16 protein-coding genes, 1 tRNA gene and 1 other RNA gene are annotated in these 15,324 nt (G+C 64.9%); 6 read left to right on the forward strand and 12 right to left on the reverse strand.

What is annotated here, in order from left to right; genetic code table 11:
- Window positions 1-18: 18 nt before the first annotated feature.
- From CH274_RS22465 to phoU, 3 genes are read right to left on the reverse strand one after another with little or no spacing between them, the layout of a single operon-like run.
- Window positions 19-594, reverse strand: a complete 576-nt coding sequence (locus tag CH274_RS22465; protein WP_032395311.1) for an HhH-GPD-type base excision DNA repair protein — start codon at window positions 592-594, stop codon at window positions 19-21.
- Between the two features lie 35 nt (window positions 595-629).
- Window positions 630-1,433: a transglutaminase-like domain-containing protein gene (locus CH274_RS22470; RefSeq protein WP_052049483.1), complete on the reverse strand. Its 804-nt coding sequence runs from the start codon at window positions 1,431-1,433 to the stop codon at window positions 630-632.
- Between the two features lie 37 nt (window positions 1,434-1,470).
- Window positions 1,471-2,124 carry a phosphate signaling complex protein PhoU gene (gene phoU, locus CH274_RS22475; protein WP_032395313.1) on the reverse strand — a complete coding sequence of 218 codons (654 nt, stop codon included), beginning with the start codon at window positions 2,122-2,124 and terminating at the stop codon, window positions 1,471-1,473.
- Window positions 2,125-2,229: 105 nt separating this feature from the next.
- Here phoU and CH274_RS22480 point away from each other — a divergent pair, with 105 nt between their 5' ends.
- On the forward strand, window positions 2,230-2,559 hold the full coding sequence (locus CH274_RS22480) for a YnfA family protein (RefSeq protein WP_094658975.1): 330 nt from the start codon (window positions 2,230-2,232) through the stop codon (window positions 2,557-2,559).
- Window positions 2,560-2,584: 25 nt separating this feature from the next.
- On the opposite strand, the gene CH274_RS22485 is transcribed toward CH274_RS22480, so the two are convergent.
- Together CH274_RS22485 and CH274_RS22490 are read right to left on the reverse strand one after the other, a co-directional pair.
- Window positions 2,585-3,835, reverse strand: a complete 1,251-nt coding sequence (locus tag CH274_RS22485; protein WP_094659151.1) for a lipase family protein — start codon at window positions 3,833-3,835, stop codon at window positions 2,585-2,587.
- A gap of 185 nt (window positions 3,836-4,020) precedes the next feature.
- Entirely contained in the window at window positions 4,021-4,692 is a 672-nt protein-coding gene (locus tag CH274_RS22490) for a TetR/AcrR family transcriptional regulator (protein ID WP_094658976.1), read from the reverse strand.
- Window positions 4,693-4,796: 104 nt separating this feature from the next.
- Between CH274_RS22490 and CH274_RS22495 the strand changes: the two genes are divergently transcribed.
- A complete protein-coding gene (locus CH274_RS22495) occupies window positions 4,797-6,314 on the forward strand; it encodes a DHA2 family efflux MFS transporter permease subunit (protein ID WP_032395316.1) in 1,518 nt (505 codons plus the stop codon).
- Window positions 6,315-6,368: 54 nt separating this feature from the next.
- Here the strand turns inward: CH274_RS22495 and CH274_RS22500 are convergent, their stop codons facing one another.
- Together CH274_RS22500 and ffs are read right to left on the reverse strand one after the other, a co-directional pair.
- Window positions 6,369-7,655, reverse strand: a complete 1,287-nt coding sequence (locus tag CH274_RS22500) for an aminotransferase class I/II-fold pyridoxal phosphate-dependent enzyme (RefSeq protein WP_032395317.1) — start codon at window positions 7,653-7,655, stop codon at window positions 6,369-6,371.
- A 53-nt stretch (window positions 7,656-7,708) separates the two neighbouring features.
- Window positions 7,709-7,803: signal recognition particle sRNA small type (gene ffs, locus CH274_RS22505), an RNA gene on the reverse strand.
- 95 nt (window positions 7,804-7,898) lie between these two features.
- On the opposite strand from ffs, the gene CH274_RS22510 reads away from it, so the two are divergent.
- Window positions 7,899-7,986: transfer RNA gene (locus CH274_RS22510), tRNA-Ser, on the forward strand.
- Between the two features lie 214 nt (window positions 7,987-8,200).
- Here the strand turns inward: CH274_RS22510 and CH274_RS22515 are convergent.
- On the reverse strand, window positions 8,201-8,947 hold the full coding sequence (locus tag CH274_RS22515; protein WP_032395318.1) for a 3-hydroxybutyrate dehydrogenase: 747 nt from the start codon (window positions 8,945-8,947) through the stop codon (window positions 8,201-8,203).
- Complete coding sequence (locus tag CH274_RS22520; protein WP_032395319.1) at window positions 8,944-10,359, reverse strand: MFS transporter; 1,416 nt, start codon at window positions 10,357-10,359, stop codon at window positions 8,944-8,946. Before CH274_RS22520 ends, CH274_RS22515 begins: the two co-directional genes overlap by 4 nt.
- 137 nt (window positions 10,360-10,496) lie before the next feature.
- Here CH274_RS22520 and CH274_RS22525 point away from each other — a divergent pair, with 137 nt between their 5' ends.
- Together CH274_RS22525 and CH274_RS22530 are read left to right on the forward strand one after the other, a co-directional pair.
- The gene (locus CH274_RS22525; RefSeq protein WP_179275825.1) at window positions 10,497-11,405 is read left to right on the forward strand and encodes a LysR family transcriptional regulator; all 909 of its coding nucleotides are present in this window, start codon (window positions 10,497-10,499) and stop codon (window positions 11,403-11,405) included.
- A 64-nt stretch (window positions 11,406-11,469) separates the two neighbouring features.
- On the forward strand, window positions 11,470-12,192 hold the full coding sequence (locus CH274_RS22530; protein WP_032395321.1) for a mycothiol-dependent nitroreductase Rv2466c family protein: 723 nt from the start codon (window positions 11,470-11,472) through the stop codon (window positions 12,190-12,192).
- A gap of 148 nt (window positions 12,193-12,340) precedes the next feature.
- On the opposite strand, the gene arr is transcribed toward CH274_RS22530, so the two are convergent.
- Complete coding sequence (gene arr, locus CH274_RS22535) at window positions 12,341-12,769, reverse strand: NAD(+)--rifampin ADP-ribosyltransferase (protein ID WP_094659152.1); 429 nt, start codon at window positions 12,767-12,769, stop codon at window positions 12,341-12,343.
- 119 nt (window positions 12,770-12,888) lie between these two features.
- Window positions 12,889-13,749, reverse strand: a complete 861-nt coding sequence (locus CH274_RS22540) for an NmrA family NAD(P)-binding protein (RefSeq protein ID WP_094658978.1) — start codon at window positions 13,747-13,749, stop codon at window positions 12,889-12,891.
- A 49-nt stretch (window positions 13,750-13,798) separates the two neighbouring features.
- On the opposite strand from CH274_RS22540, the gene CH274_RS22545 reads away from it, so the two are divergent.
- Complete coding sequence (locus CH274_RS22545; protein ID WP_094658979.1) at window positions 13,799-14,545, forward strand: TetR/AcrR family transcriptional regulator; 747 nt, start codon at window positions 13,799-13,801, stop codon at window positions 14,543-14,545.
- Between the two features lie 106 nt (window positions 14,546-14,651).
- Here the strand turns inward: CH274_RS22545 and CH274_RS22550 are convergent, their stop codons facing one another.
- Window positions 14,652-15,302 (reverse strand): class I SAM-dependent methyltransferase, encoded by a 651-nt coding sequence (locus CH274_RS22550; RefSeq protein ID WP_094659153.1) that lies wholly within the window; start codon window positions 15,300-15,302, stop codon window positions 14,652-14,654.
- Window positions 15,303-15,324: the final 22 nt, after the last annotated feature.

A 15,324-nucleotide genomic window follows, 5' to 3' on the forward strand; every position in this document is an offset into this window, starting at 1 on the left:
CGACCGGCACCGACAGACTTATTTGTTCTTGGCTGCCGCTTTCGCCGCCTTCTTGAACTCGCGCACCTCGAGCAACGACTTCTCGTCCACCACGTCGGCGATGGATCGACGCGCTCCGTCGTCGCCGTACGGTCCGGCGGCCTTGCGCCAGCCGTCGGGCGTGACGCCCATCTGCTTACCGAGCAGCGCGAGAAAGATGCGGGCCTTCTGATCGCCGTAGCCGGGGAGGGCCTTGAGTCGTTTCAGCACTTCGGCACCGTTGGGATCATCGCGGGTCCAGATCTCCTGCGGCTTCCCGTCGTAGTTCTCGACCAGGAACGCCGCCAGCCCTTGGATGCGCTTGGCCATCGAACCCGGGAACCGGTGGACGGCCGGGGTCTGCGCGCACAGGGCCGCGAATTCCTCGGGGTCGGCGTCGGCGACGGTGTCGACTTTCAGGTCGCCGAGACGGTCGACGAGCTTCTTGGGGCCTGCGAACGCCGACTCCATCGGTACCTGCTGATCGAGCAACATGCCGATCAACAGCGCGAACGGATCCTCGGCGAGCAGTGCATCGGCCTCGGGATCGCCGACGAGGTGCAGTGTGCGAGACATGGCCTCGATCCTGCCACGCGCGTGTACTCGTGCGATCAGGTGATCGAGACCAGCTGGGTGATGTCGTCGAAGGGCAGTGGTCCGTCGACGACGGCTCCGACGACGGCGCTGTTGAGGATGATCGATCCGCCGTGGTTGTCGAGGAAGGCGGTGTCGGATGCATCGCGTCCGGTGGCGATGCGCACCAGGGTCGATCGAGGTGCGAGGCACGTCGCGTCCACCACTCGCCATTGGCCTTCGACGAATGCTTCGGCGACCGCGTGGAAGTCCATGGGATCGCAGCCCGGTGCGTACACCGCGACCAGGCGAGCGGGGACGTTGACCGCACGCAGCAGGGCCACCACGAGGTGGGTGTAGTCGCGGCAGACTCCGGCTCCGGCGAGGAGGGTGTCGACCGCGCCGTCGATGGGGTCGCTGCTGCCCGGGACGTAGCTCAGACGGGCACCGACCCAGGACGAGACCTCCGCGAGCAGCTTCTCCGACGGCGGGTAGGAACCGAATTCCGTTGCCGCGAAACCGAAGAACTTGTCCGCTTCGGAGTATCGACTCGGCCGCAGGTAGAGCGAGAGGTCGTAGTCGGAGACCGGAGCAGGCTCGGTGTTGCCGTAGATGGTCGCCGAATACGACGCCTCGAGCTTGCCGACGTCGGCGTGGATCTTGTGGATGCGGGTGCCGTGAGCGCCGCTGATCTCCTGCGCCTCGATCGGTTGACCGTCGAGTGTGAACGAGAGTGCTTCCCACACATCGGTTCCCGGATGAGGTGCGATTGCGATCTGGAACTCGAGGGTGCTGGCCTCGGTCACGTCGACATCGAGGTACGCAGAGACGTCACGTTTCATCGTGCCGATCCTGCCATCTTCGAGCCGTTCGCGCAGACTATGACTCGTCGGTGGGGCGATCGCCGGTCACCAGGAAGATGACGCGTTTGGCGACCTCGACAGTGTGGTCCGAGTATCGCTCGTAGAAGCGTCCGAGCAGCGTGATGTCCACTGCGGCCGGCACACCGTGCGGCCAATCGGGTGCGGAGGTCAGCATGAACAGGCTGCGGTGCAGCGCGTCCATCTCCTCGTCCTGGATCCGGAGGTCGGCTGCGAGTTCGGCGTCTCGGGTTTCCAGCACGCGTTGGGTGGCCGCTGCCTGGGCGACGGCAACCCGGCCCATCTCCTCGAACACTCCCTCGACCTCGGGCGGAAGTACGTGCGCGGGATGGCGGCGGCGAGCCAGCTCTGCGACGTGGACGGCGAGTCCGCCCATCCGCTGTAGGTCGGCGACGATATTGATCCCGGAGACGACGCGTCGTAGATCGTGGGCGACCGGTGCCTGCAGGGCCAGGAAGCCGAATGCTCCGTGCTCCCACTCGGCGGCGAGGGTATCGATCTCCTCGCGGTATTCGATGGTCTGCTCGGCCATGACGATATCGGCGGTCAGCAGTGCACGGGTGGCGTCGACCATTGCCTTCTCGGCGATTCGCGACATTTCGGACAGGTTCGACGCCAACGAATCGAGCGTCTCCGTGTAACTGTCCCGCATGTGAAACTCACCCCTACCGACTCGGCCCTCGACGCGGGGCCTGTAGGCCTGTACCCCCAAAGGCATCTTTCTACACCAGGTCGGGGCTGTGGGAGCCTTTGTCGCATGAACATTGTGAAGTCGGTCATGCTGTTCGGGGTTGCGGCCGTGTTCGAGATCGGCGGGGCGTGGCTGGTGTGGCAGGGGGTCCGCGAACATCGCGGATGGCTCTGGGCGGGAGCGGGCGTGATCGCCCTCGGTGCCTACGGTTTCGTGGCGACGCTGCAGCCCGACGCCAATTTCGGTCGGATCCTGGCGGCATACGGCGGTGTGTTCGTTGCGGGATCACTGCTGTGGGCGATGGTGGCCGACGGCTTTCGACCCGATCGCTGGGACATCGCCGGGTCGTCGATCGCACTGATCGGTGTGGCGGTGATCATGTACGGCCCGCGCTGACCCGCGCGGGCCGTACTTCGGCAGATCAGCAGTTGGACGGAGCGGGCACTCCGTAGAACCGATCCTTGATCCAGTTCTGGGCCTCACCGAGACCGAGGAGGTCCGGAATCAGGTGTCCGGCACCGGAACCCGGCACGATTGCCGGAACCTGCGCGGCACTCAGCTGCACGGTGGCACCCTTGCCGCACCAGTCACCGGCCAGCCCGACGGCCTGTCCGTGAGGCACGATGTCGTCGGACGTACCGGACTGGATCAGCACCGGAGCGTTGGGCGTGCGTTCACCGATCTTGTTCTTGGCCAGGATGTCTGCGGCGATGGGCAGCCGGTCCAGTACAACCGAGAGCGGCTCGCCGGTCTTGGTGTACTCGTTGGTGCGGTGCAGCCCGACGTTCAGAATCGTTTCTCCCACACACTGATTCGCGACCAGATTCAGCATGGCCTTGCCCGCGTCGTTGATGTTCTCGTCGACGATCGGCTGCAGACCGGGATCGGAATTGAGCAGACCGTTGAGGGTGTAGCCGATCACGCCGGTCAGGATGGTGCCGTCGACCTGCTCGAGGGTCGCCTTCAGATCCGCCGGGGGTGCGCCCGCATAGGTGCCGACGAGGTCGATCTCCGGTGCATACTCTCCGGCGATCTCCGCGGCAGCAGCTGCTGCTCCGCCGCCCTGTGAGTAGCCGTACGCCGCGACCGGACCGTCCGCGGAGATCTCGGTGCCCTGCAGGTTCTGCGCTGCGCGGGCGGCGTCGAGCACAGCGTGTGCTTCCGAGGCGCGGTTGACGTAGGTGTGCGCACCGGGAGTGCCGAGGCCCTCGTAGTCGGTGATGACGACGCCGTATCCCTGCGACAGCAGGGAGTATGCGGCGAGCACCTCGTACTCGACCATGAAGCCGAGCGGCGGGGTGTAGGTGATGACGTTGTTGAGCATCTTCGATGGCGCGCACTGATCGCCCTGGCCCTGGGTTCCTGGAGCGAGGACGACGAGCGGACGTGGGCCCGGCCCGGTCCACGGTGCGGCAGGATCGATGTACGTGCCCGTCACGGCATTGGCCGCATCGTTGGAGTCGGTGCTGCGGTACATGATTCGCGTTGCTGCGCCGGGCAGAGGGCCACCGATTCCGGGGACCGACAGAGCGAGATGCGACGGCTCGGACCGGATCACGTCACCCGGGGAGCCTGCGGGCAGCGGGCTCGGCGGTACGTAGAAGTCCGATTCGACGGTGGAACCCGTCGACGATCCGGAGCCCGGGGCTGCAGATGCAATCGGAGTGGTCATACCGATGAGCACCGCGGATACCGCTACTGCCGAAAAAATGACACGCGTCGAACGCAACTCGAATCCCCCAACGTCGATCCCCAGCTCCCGAGTAAGCGGTACATCGGGTAGCACTCAATTCCGTTAGGGACCCTACGTGATCGATCGCACAACGCAAAGGGTTTCGTGACGTGGACCCAGTTCACTCAGCGTCGACGACGATGCATCGCCGTCTTGGCCAAGTCGACCTCGTCGCTGGTGAAGGGACGCCCTGGAAGCGCCGAGCGCGGGACACCGTCGCCCCGCAGACCGTCGAGGAGGACGGTGAAGTAGCGACGCCAGTTGGTCGCATCGACGGCGCTGGAGAATTCGACGCTCGCGCCGATCATGCCGAGCACCGGATAGAAGTCGTTGACCGCGATATCGGACCTCAGCTGCCCGGACGCGAGCGCTCGCTCGACGATCTTCTCGAAGAACGGATCGATACGCGAACGAACCCGAGCGATGCCGCGACAGCCTTCATCCGAGCCGAGGACGACCTCACCGAGTCCCCTGTCGGAGGACATCCCCTCGCACACCTCGGCCAGGAACTGCACCAGCCCCTCCCACGGATCCTCGGCCTCGAGTGCGCGCTCCGCGGTCGCGAGCATGTCTTCGAGTCGCTGCTCGAAGACGCCGTCGATCAACTCTTCCTTGCAGGAGAACCGTCGGTAGACGGTTCCGACGCCCACTTTGGCGTGGGCAGCGACGTCGTCGAGTGTGATGTCGATTCCGCGTGAGGCGAACAGTTCGCGCGCCGCGTCCACGATGCGTCGACGGTTGCGTTCGGCGTCCGCACGGAGGGGCTTCGCTGCCGATGTGTCGGCTCTCACACTCATTCGATGTCCGTTTCACCCGATAAGCGGAGGACAGTCCTCCACTTCGCTGCTACCTTGTTCTACAACCGGAGGATACACCTCCGCATAGTCGAACCGAGGACACCATGACCACCCTTTCATCGGAGAACGTGGGCGACGCGACGTCGACCACGACACCGGCGGACGAACGTGCGCATAGGAATCGATGGCTGATTCTCGCCACGCTCGGCCTGGCCCAGCTCATGGTCGTGCTCGACGCGACCATCGTGAACATCGCACTCCCCGCTGCCCAGCTCGACCTGGGCTTCGACAACGCCGATCGCTCCTGGGTCGTCACCGCATACGCCCTCGCGTTCGGCAGCCTGCTGCTGCTCGGCGGACGGCTCAGCGACCTCTTCGGTCGCCGCAACACCTTCCTCATCGGCCTCGTCGGCTTCGCGTTGATGTCTGCGGTGGGCGGCGCGGCCGTCAACTTCGGCATGCTCGTCGCGGCTCGCGCCGGTCAGGGTCTCTTCGGCGCACTACTGGCCCCCGCGGCCCTGTCGTTGTTGGCCACCACCTTCACCGACACCAAGGAACGCGCCAAGGCATTCGGCATCTTCGGTGCCATCGCAGGCGGCGGCGGCGCACTCGGCCTGCTGCTCGGCGGCATGCTCACCGAATGGGCCAACTGGCGCTGGAGCCTGTACGTCAACCTGATCTTCGCTGCACTCGCCTTCGTCGGCGGGTTCCTCTTCCTGGCCAAGCACAAGGTCGACGTCCGGCCGAAGCTCGACATCCCCGGCACCCTGGCGGTCTCGGCTGCACTGTTCTCCATCGTCTATGGCTTCGCACACGCCGAGTCCGACGGCTGGAGCAACTCGGTCACCCTCGGATTCCTCGCCGCTGGTGTCGTTCTGCTCGCGGTGTTCGTGACCATCCAGATGCGCGTCGAGCACCCCCTGTTGCCGCTGCGCATCGTCCTCGATCGCACCCGTGCGGGATCGTTCCTGGCCGTATTCGTCACCGGCGCAGGCATGTTCGCGGTATTCCTGTTCCTGACCTACTACCTGCAGAACACCCTGAAGTACACGCCCATCACCACCGGGTTCGCGTTCATGCCGATGATCGCGTCGCTGATCCTCACCGCGACATTGTCGACGGCGCTGATCCTCCCCCGCTTCGGGCCGCGCATCCTGATGACGACCGGCCTGATCGTGGCCTCGGTCGGAATGGGACTGCTGACGCAGATCGACATCGACAGCAGCTACGTCACGCACATCCTGCCCGGCCTGGTCATCATGGGCCTCGGACTCGGTGCCACCATGGCACCGGCCATGCAGGGCGCGATCTCGGGCGTCGACCCGGACGACTCCGGCGTCGCATCGGCAACGGTGAACACGATGCAGCAGGTGGGCGGCTCGATCGGCACGGCGCTCCTGAGCACAGTGGCTGCCAACGCCGCCACCAGCTACGTCAGCTCCAACATGGCGACGGCAACCGACGCGGCTCTGCTGCAGGCCAATGCCGAGATCGCCAGCTACACCACCACGTTCTGGTGGGCGTCGGGAATCTTCCTGCTCGGCGCAGTGCTGTCGGCCACGCTGCTGAAGAAGGGACCGCTACCGTCGGCTCCCGAAGGTGCGGTTGTCGTCGGGCACTAGTGCGCTACGCGCAGTGGTGTGGTTATGCGCCTCAGGGGGCGCATAACCACACCACTAGCTTTCGAGGAGCTTCTCGGTCGCGGCCAGCAGTACGCAGGTCGCGACGCCGTCCATCGACTTCTCCAGCTCACCGAGCGACGGGAAGCTCGGGGCGAGGCGAATGTTCTTGTCTTCCGGATCTTTTCCGTACGGGAAGGCCGAGCCGGCGGCCGTGAGCGCGATTCCGGCGTCCTTGGCCAGCGCGATCGACCGAGCGGCCGTGCCCTCGAGCACGTCGAGGCTGATGAAGTAGCCGCCCTTGGGTTCGGTCCACGACGCGATCTTCGACGCACCGAGACGGTCTTCGAGGATCTGCTGCACCAGAGCGAACTTCGGGGCCAGGATCTCGCGATGCTTGGCCATGTGGGCCCGCACGCCGGCGGCGTCACCGAAGAAACGCAGGTGCCGCAGCTGGTTCAGCTTGTCCGGCCCGATGCTCTTCTTGCCGAGATGCTTCTGGTACCAGGCGAGGTTCTCCTCGGAACTGCCGAAGAAGCTGACGCCCGCACCGGCGAACGTGACCTTCGACGTCGACGCGAACACGAACGCGCGGTTGGGGAAGCCTGCCTCGGCCGCCATGCCGAGCACGTCGTACGACGGCGCGAACTCCTCGGTCAACGGATGGACCGCGTAGGCGTTGTCCCAGAACAGTCGGAAGTCCGGTGCAGCCGTGGGCATCGTGGCCAGCGCTCGCACAACTTCCTCGGAGTAGACGGCACCGGTGGGGTTCGCGTAGTTCGGCACCACCCACATGCCCTTGATCTGCGGGTCCGACGCAACCAGGTTGGCGATCTCGTGCACGTCGGGGCCGTCGGGTCCCATGGGAACTGAGATCATCTCGATGCCGAAGCTCTCGGTGATCGCGAAGTGCCGGTCGTAGCCGGGAGCCGGGCACAGAAAGCGCACGTTCGGCTCGGCCGACCAGGCCCGCGGGGAGTCGGGCAGACCGTGCAGCAGCGCCCAGACCACGAGGTCCTGCATGATCTCGAGGCTGGCATTGTTGCCGGCCAGCAGGTTCTTCACCGGGATGCCGAGCAGTTCACCGAAGATGGCGCGCAGTTCCGGCAGGCCCGCGAGCCCACCGTAGTTGCGGCAATCGGTGCCGTTGCCGTCCTTGTAGTCCGCGCCCGGGAGCGTCAACAGCTCGGCAGCGAGATCGAGCTGCTCGGGTGACGGCTTGCCGCGGGTGAGATCCAGCTTCAGATTCTCGGTCTTGAGCTGCGTGTACTTCGCGCTCTGCCGCTCGTGCTCGGAGGCAAGCTCCTCATGGTTCATCAGACCCAACTGGGTTTGCGCTGACATGCGGAGCGGCCTCTCGGTGACTGGGTTCCCCGGACAGTGTTGCTGCCACTGAATAAAGGGGACCCCGCGCACCCGGCAGAGCCCATTGACCCTTGCTGCCTTCCGGCCCTGGGGGAGTTCACAGGATGCGCGCCGCGCGGGATCCGTTAGGAAGTGTAGCCGCCTCCCGTCGGGCAACACATCACCACCCTTCGCGCCTCCCGATTTGGGAGATGGTGGGGGTAACCGGGTAAGCTCCCCCACGGAGGATTCGCCTAGTGGCCTATGGCGCTCGCCTGGAACGCGGGTTGGGTTAACGCCCTCAGGGGTTCAAATCCCCTATCCTCCGCCAGAGAAGCCCCCGTGACATGTCACGGGGGCTTCTTGCTGTTCGGGATGGGTCCGTTCACCCGCCCGCCCTGGTTCGCGCCTACCCCGTTCGCGTCAATGGACCCTTGCACCGGTCAGACGTGTGCAAGGGTCCATTCACCCAGTTCACGATTCCGCGTCGATGGCACATTGACACGCTCAGACGTGTGCAGTGGTCCATTGACGCGGGGCGCGGACTATCGAGCCGACCAACCACCGTCCATCGTGTACGACGCTCCGGTGACCATGCCTGCGTGCTCGGAGGTCAACCAGCCGACCAGTGAGGCGACTTCGGCGGGTTCGACGAGTCGCTTGATGGCGGCCTCGGTCAACAGAACCTTTTCGAGTACTTCGTCCTCGGGGATGTCGTGTGCCTTGGCCTGGTCGGCGATCTGCTTCTCGACCAGCGGCGTGCGCACGTATCCCGGGTTTACGCAGTTGCTCGTCACACCGTGGGCGGCACCTTCGAGGGCCGTCACTTTCGACATGCCTTCGAGTGCATGTTTGGCGGTGACGTAGGCGACCTTGAATTCCGATGCCCGCAGTCCGTGTACCGAAGACAGGTTGACCACTCGACCGAAGCCGCGAGAGTACATGTGCGGCAAGGCAGCTCGGATGAGCAGGAACGGAGCCTCGACCATCAGAGTCTGAATTCTGCGGAACGCGCCGGGGTCGAAGTCGACGATCGGTGCGACGGTTTGAATGCCCGCATTGTTGACCAGGATGTCGACGTCCAATCGGAGGTCGTCGAGAGCGGTGGTGTCGAGCAGATCCACCGACCAGACGTCACCACCGATCTCCGACGCCAATTCCTTTGCGGCAACGTCGTTCACATCGGCGACGGTGACGCGGGCGCCCCGGCCGGCGAGCTCGCGTGCACACGCGGCCCCGATGCCGGACGCTCCCCCGGTGACGAGGGCGGAGCGTCCGGTCAGGTCGGTCACTGCTTCACATTCTGATCGAGCAGACCAGCCTTGGCCAGCTCGGCTTCGGTGGCCAGGTTCTTGGCGTCGGCGATGTCGATGCTTTCGAGCGCCAGTCCCTTTGTTTCCCTTGCGATGACGACGGCAACCACGGTGATCGCGCAGGCCACGGCGAGGTACACCGCGATCGGCACGGACGAGCCGTAGACGTCGAGCAGCTTCACCGCGATGATCGGGGCCAGCGAACCGGCGACGATCGAGGTGACCTGGTAGCCGAGGGACACACCGGAGTAGCGCATCCGCGTCGGGAACATCTCGGCCATGATGGCCGGCTGCGTGGCGTACATGAAGGCGTGGAACATCAGGCCGATGATGATGGCCAGCATGATGACGACGTTGTGTCCGCTGTTCATCATCGGGAAGGCGAAGAAGCCCCACGTCGCGGCGGTGATGGCACCGGCGAAGTAGACGGGGCGACGCCCGACGCGGTCGGCGAGCTTACCCACCAACGGAATCGTGCAGAAGTGGATCGCGTGGGCGATGAGCATCCACCACAGGATCGTGGAGGTATCCGTTCCCACTTCCACCGAGAGGTACGTGATCGAGAAGGTGACCACGAGGTAGTACATGACGTTCTCACCGAAGCGCAGGCCCATTGCGGTGAACACGCCACGGGGGTAACGCTTGACGACCTCGAAGACGCCGTACGACGCGGCCTTGATGACCTCGGCCTGCTTGTGGGCCTCGAGGAAGATCGGGGCGTCGGAGACCTTGGTGCGGATGTAGTAGCCGACGAAAACGATGACGGCAGAGAGCCAGAACGCGACGCGCCAGCCCCAGCTGAGGAAGGCCTCGTCGGACAGGGTGGTCGTCAGGACGAGCAGAGCGACGGTGGCGAGCAGGTTGCCGGCGGGCACGCCTGCCTGCGGCCAGCTGGCCCAGAATCCGCGGGACTTGTTGGGGCTGTGTTCTGCGACAAGGAGAACCGCGCCGCCCCATTCGCCGCCGACGGCGAAGCCCTGGATGAATCGCAGGGTCACCAGCAGGGCCGGTGCCCAGTAGCCGATCGCCTCGAAGGTGGGCAGGCAGCCCATGAGGAACGTGGCTCCGCCGACGAGGACGAGGCTGAACTGCAGCAACTTCTTGCGGCCGTACTTGTCGCCGTAGTGGCCGAAGACGATGCCGCCCAACGGTCGTGCGACGAAGCCGACGGCGTAGGTGACGAAGGCAGCGAGGATGGCGTCGAGCTCGCTGGTTCCGGCGGCGAAGAAGATCTTGCTGAACACCAGTGTCGCGGCGGTTCCGTAGAGGAAGAACTCGTACCACTCGACGATGGTGCCTGCCATCGATGCCCCGACGACCTTCTTGAGGCCTGCGGGGGTGGCATCGGGGTCCGGTTCGGACCGTTCTGCCAGCGGCTGATCGACGCTCATTGACTCTCCTGTGTTACTCGGCACTCGATGGTCACTGTTGTGACAGACCACACATTGGCGGGTTGCTCTGAGTATTGGTGCAGATGTTTCTCGGCGCAAGAGCCATGAACGCAGGTCGGATCTGCAAAACTGCAGACATGACGCTCGGTGGCGCGAAGATCCCCAGTGCAGACGACCTGCTGGTGCTGCTGGCTGTCAGTCGAACAGGTCGCTACAGTTCTGCGGCCGACGACCTGGGTATCAACCACACGACCATTTCCCGACGCATCGCCGCGCTCGAGGACACCCTCGGTGGCCGGGTCCTGACGCGGGGTGCCGGTGGCTGGGAGCTGACGCAGTTGGGCCGCGGCGCGCTGGCCGCTGCCGAGGCCGTCGAGGACGCGCTGCGCACCCTCGTCTCGAGCGACGCGGGTGCGTTGGAGGGCGTGGTACGCATCTCGGCCACCGACGGATTCAGTGCCTACATCGCGGCCCCGGCCGCGGCGCGGGTGCAGCGCGCTCACCCGCGGGTGAGTGTCGAGATCGTCGCGGTCACCCGACGGGCATCGCAGCAGCGATCGGGCCTGGACATCGAGATCGTCGTCGGCCAACCGCAGGTGCACCGCGCTGAGGCCATCCGGCTGGGGGACTATCTACTCGGCCTCTATGCCTCCGAAACCTATCTGAAGGACCACGGAACTCCGCAGGTGCCGGCCGACCTCTCCGCGCACCCGTTCATCTATTTCATCGACTCCATGTTGCACGTCGACGATCTCGATCTGGCCCCCAACTTCACCCCGACGATGCGCGAATCGGTCACCTCCACCAACGTCTTCGTCCACGTCGAGGCGACCCGCGCCTCGGCCGGCATCGGACTGCTGCCGTGCTTCATGGCCGACCGCCACTCCGACCTACAACGAATCCTGCCCGACGCCATCGCGGTGAAACTGACCTACTGGCTCGTCACCCGAAGCGAAACATTGCGACGGCCGGAGGTGTCGGCGGTGGTCGACGCCATCCGCGCGGTGGTGAACGAGCAGCGTGCGGCTCTGTTGGGCGAGAACTGACAGCGTCGGCGCGGGTATACCGTCGACCACACGGAACTTCCGTCCCAGAAGGAGCGTCCCCTCGATGGCCGATATCGACTTCTACTTCGATCCGGTGTGCCCGTTCGCCTGGATGACCAGCAAATGGGTCCGCAAGGTACAAGCCCAACGCGACTACACCGTCGACTGGCGGTTCATCTCGCTGCGGCTGCTCAATTCGCACATCGATTACGACGCGCACTTTCCACCCGAGTACGAGGCCGGTCACACCGCAGGTCTGCGACTGTTGCGGGCTGCCGCCGACATTCGTCGCGAGCACGGGTCGGACGCGATCGGGCCACTGTACGAGGCCCTCGGCACGCACATCTTCGACACCGAGGTGGTGCCCGACGACGCTGCGAGCCACGGACATCGCGGCACCGCGGAATTCCTCGGGCCGATCCTCGAAGAACTCGGGCTACCCACCCGTCACACCGCAGCACTGGATGACTCGTCTCTGGACGAGGAGATCCGAGCCGAAACCGATCATGCACTGTCACTGACCGGCAAGGACGTCGGCACACCCATCATCGCCTTCGAGCCGCCGGACGGAGTTGCCTTCTTCGGCCCGGTGATCAGCCGACTCCCCAGCGACGAGGAGGCAGTAGCACTGTGGGACAACGTGATCGGCCTCGCCCGGTTCCCCGGCTTCGCCGAGATGAAGCGCAGTCTGCGTGAGCTTCCTCAGTTGAAGGCCCTCGGTGTGCAGGACGACGAAGCGGGCGTGGTCCAGGACTGGCACGGCGGGAGCCGACGCCAGAAGAAGTGATGGTGCGGCCGGCTTGTCGTTGTTCGTTTTCACCCCAAAGCTTTTCGCAGGCTCTCGGCGAATCGGCTCCGATCAGGTGACCGCAACGCACGTGCCGTCGTGATCGGGTGAACCTCGGCCCGAGCGAAAAATCACCGGAGAGTGTCGCCTAGTCGTAGAGAACGGCAGTTCCCGTTCGCCGCAACGCCTCCAGACCGTCTCGGAAACGCTGCAGGTATTCGGGCGAATGACCGACCCAGTCGGTCATCTCCGCGACGATGCGTACCGGTTCTGCACTGCGATAGGAGTGGGTCGGGTTGCCGGGAAACTTCTTGTCCGTGACGTTCGGGTCGTCCTCTACACTGCCGGTCGGCTGCACGATGTAGACCCGCGGATTCCCCTCGCCGACGGCCATTTCGGCCGCGAGCACGGCACCGTCGAGCACCTTGGTCATGTAGACGTAGTTCGAGATGTGCTCGGGACGATAATTCGAGCGATAGCCCGAGACCAGAAGATCACCGGCCTCGAGATCGGCCTTCGTGCCATGAAAGTAGGCACCGGACTCGTGTACGCGAAAACGCTCCGGTGTATCGGCCATGTCTGCCATGGAAACTCCTCCGTGTCGGTGGCCGGAAGAGTGTGCACCGCCGATGGGGTCTTGCCGCAAGCCCCCTACCCGGCGATACACTGAAGGCAACGGTGGCGGGCACGGCCATGTCACGTCGCGCGTTCACTCGAGACGAGAAAGTCACGCGTAGTTCGTGGTTCGCGACCGAGCAGTTCGCCCAACAGCGGGTCGGTCCCGGCGAATCGGCCGTCGTGGGCGGCGACAAAGATGCCGAGGGTGAAGCGAGCCATGAACTCGTTCGCACCTGCAGCCACGCGATCGGCGACCCATTGCTCCTCACCCACGATCGAGACCTGGATCTTTCGACCCACGACTTGTGACGCGATGGCCGCTACCTCGGTCATTGTCGGGGCATCGCGGGCCGTCAACACCGTGGGGCCCTCGTATGCGCCATCCGACGTGAGTATCGCGGCGGCAGCTTCCGCCGAATCCGCTCTGTCGGTCCACGAAACAGGGCCGTCCACGGGTATGGATACAACGCCGGTCTCGCGCCAATCGCCCATGACGAAATCGAGGCTGTGTGCGTAGAAACCGTTGCGTAACGACGTCCACGCCACACCGCTGTCGGCCAACATCTGCTCGGTCGCAGCGTGATCGCGCGCAGGCTTGAACGGACTGTCGAGCCCCGCGCCCTGGTGACTCGTATAGAGAATGCGTCCGGCACCGGCGGCGACCGCCGCATCGATCGCGTTGCGATGCAACGCTGTCGCGTCGGCCCCGGGATCGCTGGACGAGACGAGCAACACCTGGTCTGCCCCGTCGAACGCCGTCGTGAGCGAGTCCGAATCGTCATAGTCGCCTCGACGCACCTGCACGCCTCGATCCGCAAAGCGCTGCGCCCGAGCCACATCGCGAACCGCGACGGCGATCTCCGAGGGGGGAAAGCGTTCGAGTAGATGGTCGACGGTGGCACCGTTCAATGCCCCGGTAGCTCCGGTGATGACGATCATGACAACCTCCTGTTATCAATGGAATCATCTAGAAGCTAACATCGGAAACATGACGATAGCAACAGTGCGTTATCGTCGATACGTGAGGGATTCGTCGACGAGCACCAGAGACAGCACACGTCAACGAATCGTCGATGCCGCAGCTCGGCTTCTGCAGGAAAACGGCCCGGGGGCGGTGACCACTCGCGGCGTCGCCGAGTTGGCCGGGGTTCAGGCACCGGCAATCTACCGATTGTTCGGGGACAAGAATGGTCTGCTCGACGCCGTGGCCGAACATGTCATGGCCACCTATGTGTCCACCAAGTCCGAGATCGCAGACAATGAGCTCGCCGAGAATGGTGACCCCGTGGAGGATCTGAGAACCGGATGGCGCGCACAGATCGAGTTCGGAATCGCCAACCCAACCTTGTTCGCTCTGCTCAGCGACCCTGGTCGAGTGCCCGATTCTCCCGCGGTCCGGGAAGGAGAAGCGGTTCTCGCGGCGCGGATTCGCCGGATAGCCCGCACCGGCCGACTTCGGGTCACCGAGCAGCGCGCGGTGGAGCTTGTTCATGCCGCGGGTACGGGTGCTGTCCTGACCATCCTCGGCACACAGCACGATCGCCGAGACGTCGGATTGGCCGACGAGCTGTTCGATGCAGTCATGCGCCACATAGTCGTCGACACACCTCGGTATCCCGAGAGCTCTGCGCACGGTGCAGCGATTGCCTTGCGAGCCTCGATTTCCGACATCGACGTACTGAGCAATTCGGAGCGGCAGTTGTTGGCCGAATGGCTCGATCGGATATCCGGGTAACGATGCACCCGATGCGCGGACGCTGGCGGTATGGCCGAACGCATTGACTCGATCGCCGTTCGACAAGGCAGACCTCGCGCGCCGAAGTGCCGTTCGACGCCACCGTTCATGAACTCGGCTCTGCCGAGCCGGAGTTGACCGTCCCGACGCGAATCTGGATATGGCCGCCGCGGACAGCGCGGGCCGACAGATTCTGCAGTAGTGGCGTCATCGCCGTCCACGGATGAGCCTCGATGTCCGACCCACCGAGTCGACACGCGAGTTTCGCCAGCGGGGTCCACCCCGCCGCCCGTCCGACGGGACGCTGCATGTCGACGACAGCCACGACGCCGCCCACTCTCGTCGCCGCGATCATCGCCTCGAGGGCCGCCTGCCATGGCGTCATCAGCGACAGCGCGTAGGTGCTCAGGGCCGCATCGAACGGGGCCTGTTCCCCCAGATCCGCGGACGTCAGGGCGGTGGCGTCGGCTGCGACGAGCGTGACGTTGCCCCAACCGAACCGGTCGGCTCGCCGTCGGGCCTGTTCGAGCATCTGCGGGCTGGCGTCGACTCCGGTGATCGAGCCGGTCGGGCCGATCATCCGCTGCAGCCCCGCGAAATTCAGCCCCGTCCCGCACCCGAGGTCCAGAACATGGCTCCCCACAGGCAGATTCAGCAACTCGAACGCCGCCTCCCGCCCGGCGCGATACACCGGCCTCTCGAAGGAGATCACGTCGTACAGGCGCGCCGAGACGGTGTACTTGGTCGGTCGTCTCATCTCGGGTCTCTCCAAGGCGCAG

Source organism: Rhodococcus sp. 06-418-5 (assembly GCF_002258285.1).
GTDB lineage: Bacteria > Actinomycetota > Actinomycetes > Mycobacteriales > Mycobacteriaceae > Rhodococcoides.